The sequence below is a fragment of the Actinomycetospora sp. genome (assembly GCF_055612215.1).
The window spans coordinates 1-5,194 of sequence record NZ_JBVPVA010001025.1 but is presented as its reverse complement, the minus strand read 5'-3'; the positions used below and the strand labels follow the sequence as shown (position 1 = coordinate 5,194).

4 protein-coding genes and 2 pseudogenes are annotated in these 5,194 nt (G+C 75.3%); 2 read left to right on the top strand and 4 right to left on the bottom strand.

Annotated elements, in window-relative coordinates; translation table 11 throughout:
- The 3 genes from AC0CYZ_RS27805 to AC0CYZ_RS27795 all read right to left on the bottom strand — a co-directional run.
- Positions 1 to 1,087, bottom strand: a 1,087-nt coding sequence (locus AC0CYZ_RS27805) for a thiamine pyrophosphate-binding protein (RefSeq protein ID WP_472221346.1), incomplete at its 3' end; no start/stop codon positions are given.
- Between the two features lie 7 nt (positions 1,088 to 1,094).
- The gene (locus tag AC0CYZ_RS27800) at positions 1,095 to 2,354 is read right to left on the bottom strand and encodes an MFS transporter (RefSeq protein WP_472221345.1); all 1,260 of its coding nucleotides are present in this window, start codon (positions 2,352 to 2,354) and stop codon (positions 1,095 to 1,097) included.
- 93 nt (positions 2,355 to 2,447) lie between these two features.
- Positions 2,448 to 3,200 (bottom strand): IclR family transcriptional regulator, encoded by a 753-nt coding sequence (locus AC0CYZ_RS27795; protein ID WP_472221344.1) that lies wholly within the window; start codon positions 3,198 to 3,200, stop codon positions 2,448 to 2,450.
- 191 nt (positions 3,201 to 3,391) lie between these two features.
- On the opposite strand from AC0CYZ_RS27795, the gene AC0CYZ_RS27790 reads away from it, so the two are divergent.
- Complete coding sequence (locus tag AC0CYZ_RS27790) at positions 3,392 to 4,312, top strand: ParA family protein (protein ID WP_472221343.1); 921 nt, start codon at positions 3,392 to 3,394, stop codon at positions 4,310 to 4,312.
- A pseudogene (locus AC0CYZ_RS27785) lies at positions 4,309 to 4,887 on the top strand (segregation and condensation protein A); the annotation flags it as partial. The gene AC0CYZ_RS27790 and the pseudogene AC0CYZ_RS27785, both read left to right, overlap by 4 nt.
- A gap of 44 nt (positions 4,888 to 4,931) precedes the next feature.
- Here the strand turns inward: AC0CYZ_RS27785 and AC0CYZ_RS27780 are convergent.
- A pseudogene (locus tag AC0CYZ_RS27780) lies at positions 4,932 to 5,066 on the bottom strand (SMC-Scp complex subunit ScpB); the annotation flags it as partial.
- Between the last annotated feature and the right edge of the window lie 128 nt (positions 5,067 to 5,194).

Below are 5,194 nucleotides of genomic sequence, written 5' to 3'. Positions count from 1 at the left end.
GGTCGGGAGCCTCGCCGGGACGTGTGAACGGCGCCGTTCTGTCGTTGGACGTCAGCATCGTGCCGTTGCTGCGCTGGGGCGGTGACTGGGACGGGGCCTGGGGCCCGGTGAGGGCAGCCGTCAGCGCGGCGACCGTCCGCGCCGGGTCGGCGAGCAGGGCCAGGTCGGCGCGGCTGTGGTGGAGGTCCTCGGCGTCGTCGGTGACCAGCGCGATCGTCGTGCCCGGCGCCACGAGCTCGCCGGGCGAGTACTGGTACTGGCGGAAGACCGGCGCCCCGACCACGAGCACCAGGTCGTGCCCCTCGAGCGCCGCCCGCAGGTCGGCGCGCTCCGGCGGCAGGTGCCCGGCGAACCGGGCGTGGTCCTGCGGGAACCCGGCCCGCGCGGCGAACGCCTCCTGCCACACCGGCGCGCGCAGGTGCTCCGCCAGCGCGACGAGGGCGGCCCAGGCGGCGGCCCCGTCGGCGTCGGCCCCGACGACCAGCGCCGGGCGGCGGGCCGCGCCCACGAGGCCGGCGAGCTCCGCGACCGCCTCGGGCTCCGGGCCCCGCCCGCGGCGCACGACGACGGGCGTCGGGAGCACGCGGGGATCGGCGGCCGCGGCCCAGTCGTCGCTCGGGACCGCGACGACCGCCGGGCCGCGCCGGGTCACCGCCTCGTGGAACGCGCGGTCCAGCGCGCCCGGCACGTCCTGCGGGCGCCCCGGCGAGTGCGTCCACACCGGGTACGCGCCGGCGAGGCCGTCGAGGTCGCCGGTGAGGAACGGGCGGGAGGCCAGGTGGCGGCGGTCCTGCTGGCCGACCAGGACCACGAGCGGCACCCGGTTCACCCGAGCCGTCGCGAGCGCGCCGACCGCGTTGCCCAGACCCGCCGTCGTGTGGAGCACCACCAGCGCGGGCCGGTCGGTGGCCGTCGCGTACCCGGTGGCGAGACCGACGACGGAGCCCTCGTGCAGGGCGAGGGTGAAGTCGAGGTCGTCGGGCAGGTCGGTCAGCAGGCTGATCTCGGTCGAGCCGGGGTTGGCGAAGACGCGGTCGAGGCCCCGCCGGCGCAGGACGTCGAAGGCCGCATCGCGGACCGTGGTCACCGGCGCCTCACGACGCCGCGCGGTCGGGCTCGGGCGCGGCCTCGGCGAGGTCGTCGGCGCGGCGGGTGCGGGTCACCGTGGCCGCCGCGACCGCGCCCAGCGCCGCCACCAGCGCGAACACGAAGAAGCCCCACGGGTAGGCGAGGCCGCCGGCCACGAGGGCCCCGGTGATCGCGGGGCCGGTGATCGCGCCGAGCCGCCCGACCCCGCTGGCCGACCCGAGGGCGGTCGCCCGCATCGTGGCCGGGTAGACGCGGCCCACCCACGCGTAGACCAGGACCTGCGAGGAGAACACGAAGATGCCGGCGAGCAGGATCGCGACGTAGACGGTGGCCCCCGGCAGCCGCACCGCGAGCAGCGCGAGGAAGACGGCCGCCGTCACGAACCACGTGATCGTCGCGGGCCGCACGCCGATCCGGTCGGCGACGCGGCCGCCGATGAGCAGCCCGATGACGGCGCCGACGTTGAGCGCCAGCAGCTGGTAGAGCGCCGCGGTCAGCTGGTAGCCGGCGAGGCGCATGATCTCGGGCAGCCAGGTGTTCAGGCCGTAGACGAGCAGCAGGCCCATGAACGAGGCGACCCAGAAGGCGATCGTCGGGCCGGCGAAGCCCGCGCGGAACAGCTCGCGCACCGGGTTGACGCGAGCGGGGGTCTCCCGGGTGGCGGCGCGCGCGACCGGCGGGGTGTCGCGTGGCAGCTTCGCCGCGAGCACCGGCAGCAGGGCGAGCGCGGGGAGGGCGCCCGCCACGAACAGGAACTGCCAGCCCAGTGTGGTGATGAACAGGGCCCCGAGCAGCGAGGCCGCGACCGCTCCGACGTGGTAGCCGGTCATGAGGGTCGTCATGGAGCTGTTGCCGCGCCGGCCGGGGGAGTGCTCGGCCACCATCGCGAGCGCCACCGGGACGACGCCGCCGAGCGGGATGCCCGCGACGAAGCGCAGGATGCCGAGGCTCAGGGGGCCGGTCGCGAGCGCGCACGCGGCGCCCAGGACCGAGAAGGCGAGGACGCAGGCGAGGATCGTCCGGCGGCGTCCCACGACGTCGCTCACCGGGCCCACCGCGAGCGCGCCGACCATGACCCCGAGCAGGCCGACGGTGGCGACCGTCGTGGCGCTGCCGGGGTCGAGCGCGAAGACCGGGTCGCGGCGCAGGACGGGGATGACCACCCCGAGCACGACGAGGTCGTACCCCTCCAGCGCGACCGCGGCCCAGCAGAGCCCCCGCACCCAGCCGGAGGCCGGGGCGGTCGTCGTCGACGTGTCGGACACGAGCCACCTCCTCCCGGGACGTGACCTCGTCGTCACGTCCCCTTTGCCGGAGTATGGGAGAGCGCGGTCACAGCAGTCATCCCGTCCTCGCGCTCACCGGAATTCCGGCCCGGTCCGGTCGGCCCGGTGCCCGAGGCGGCGGGACGCGGTGGCGGCGGCCATCCGCACGGCGGGGATGAACGGCGGTAGCGACGAGGACGCCGGGACGACGACGGCGAGCGCGGCCACCACCCGGTCCGCGGCGTCGACGACGGGGGCGGCCACCGAGGCGGCGCCCTCGGTCATCTCCTCGCGGGACAGGCAGTACCCGGTGCGGCGGGCGGTGTCGAGGGCCTCGCGCAGCACGGCGGGGTCGGTGATGGTGCCGGGCGCCAGCCGCGGGAGCCCCCGGGCCACGATCTCGTCGACCAGCGTGGCCGGGGCGTGGGCGAGCAGCACCTTCCCGGGCCCGCTCGCGTGCAGCGGCATGTCGCGGCCCACCCGGGAGCGCACGGTGAACTCCTCGTCGTGGCCCGCCAGCCGCTCCACGAACAGCGCGCGGTGCCCGTCGAGGACGACCAGGTGCACGACGTGGCCGGTGGCCGCGGCGAGGTCCTGCATGGGCGGGAGGGCCGCCTCGCGCAGGTTGCGGGCGGACGGCGCGAGGGCGCCGACGCGCCAGAGCCGCATCCCGATCCGGTAGCGGCCGCGGCCGACCCGCTCCAGGGCGCCCCAGGCGACGAGCTCGGCGACGATGCGGTGGGCCGTGGCCGGGGGCAACGAGGTGGCGGCCACGATGTCGGCGAGGGCGAGCTCGGGAGCGGCGTCGGAGAACGCGGCGAGCACACCGAGTGCACGGCCCAGCACAGAGCGCGGCGGATCCTCCGCGACGTGTTCTGTGATGTGGGTCATCGCCCGGGATGCCCCCGCAGTGATCTCGCCACACCCGGCGAGTCGCGGTGACTCCGGGCGGACGGTCCTCCTAGCCTGGTTCGACGACGAGGGCGCGCGCCGCCCCGCGGTGTCGGGCCTCGTCGGGAACTCCAGGGAGGCGAGGGATGTCGGCAGGATTGTTCGACGCCGAGTCCCTGCACATGGGTCCGCCCGACCCGGCCCGGGCCGAGTCGGCCGGTGTGACGCCGCCGACCGAGGGGGGTGACCCCGCCGTGCGGCCCCGCCGCGAGGTCCCGGAGCCCGCCCCGATCGCCACGCACGGGCCCGCGACGGTCCTCGCGATGTGCAACCAGAAGGGCGGCGTCGGGAAGACGACCTCGACGATCAACCTCGGCGCGGCCCTCGCGGAGTACGGCCGGCGGGTGCTGCTCGTCGACTTCGACCCGCAGGGCGCGCTGTCGGTGGGGCTCGGCGTCCAGCCCCACGAGCTCGACGTGACGATCTACAACCTGATCATGGAGCGGCGGGTGACCCTCGACGACGTCGTGCGGCCCACCGCGGTCGAGGGCCTCGACCTGCTGCCCTCGAACATCGACCTCTCGGCTGCCGAGGTCCAGCTCGTCACCGAGGTCGGCCGCGAGCAGACCCTCGGCCGCACCCTGGCGCCGGCGCTGGAGGACTACGACTACGTCCTCGTCGACTGCCAGCCCTCCCTCGGGCTGCTCACCGTCAACGCGCTGGCCTGCGCGCACGGGGTGCTGATCCCGCTGGAGTGCGAGTACTTCTCGCTGCGCGGGGTGGCCCTGCTCATGGACACGATCGAGAAGGTGCAGGACCGGCTCAACCCCGACCTGAAGATCCTCGGCATCCTCGCCACGATGTTCGACCCGCGCACCCTGCACACCCGCGAGGTGCGCCAGCGCGTGATCGAGGCGTTCGGCGACCTCGTGTTCGACGCCGTGATCAACCGGACCGTCCGCTTCCCCGAGACCACCGTCGCGGGCGAGCCGATCACGACCTGGGCCCCCCACTCGGGCGGCGCGGAGTCCTACCGGCTGCTGGCGCGCGAGGTCCTCAGTCGTTGACCACACTCGAATCGCCGCGGTTCACCGTCCGCCTCGACAACTTCGAGGGGCCGTTCGACCTGCTCTTGCAGCTCATCGGCAAGCACGAGCTGGACGTCACGGAGCTGGCGCTGCACCGCGTCACCGACGACTTCATCGCCCACCTGCGCCTGCTCGGCGACGGGATGAACCTCGACGAGACGACGGAGTTCCTCGTCGTCGCGGCGACGCTACTCGACCTCAAGGCGGCGCGCCTGCTGCCCGGCGGCGACGTGGAGGACGAGGACGACCTCGCCCTGCTGGAGGCGCGCGACCTGCTGTTCGCCCGGCTGCTGCAGTACCGCGCGTACAAGCAGGTCGCGGGGCTGTTCGTCGAGCTGGAGGCGGGCGCGGCACGGCGGTTCCCGCGCTCCGTGGCGCTGGAGGAACGCTTCGCCGCGCTGCTGCCCGAGGTGCTGCTCGGCGTCGACCCCGAGGCGTTCGCCCGGCTCGCGGCCTCGGTGTTCCGCCCGAAGCCGCCGCCGACCGTCGACCTCGACCACCTGCACGCCCCGCAGATTTCCGTCGCCGAGCACGCCGAGATCCTGCGCGCGCGTTGGCCGTCGAGCAGCAGGCGCTCGACGTAGGGGGCGTAGGCGTCGCGTGTGTAGAACCGCCAGCCGCTGCCGGTGCGCCGCAGGTCGATCCCCCGGTGTTCGGCCGTGTAGCGCTCGGCCAGCGCCGCGATCGCCGCCCGCACCCGCGCCACCGGCTCCTCGACGGCGGCCGCGAGCACCTCCTCCTCGGTCGGCGCGTCGACGACCAGCAGGAGGGCCTCCAGGGCGGCGTCCAGCTCGGCGTCGTTCACCGCGGGGGCGTCCACCGCACCGTCAGCTCCCCGAACGCCTCGGGCTGGTCGAGCTC

What these genes read in the sequence shown, in the direction of transcription:
- AC0CYZ_RS27790 (WP_472221343.1), top strand. Translation starts at nt 3,392, where the DNA reads ATGTCGGCAGGATTGTTCGACGCCGAGTCCCTGCACATGGGTCCGCCC.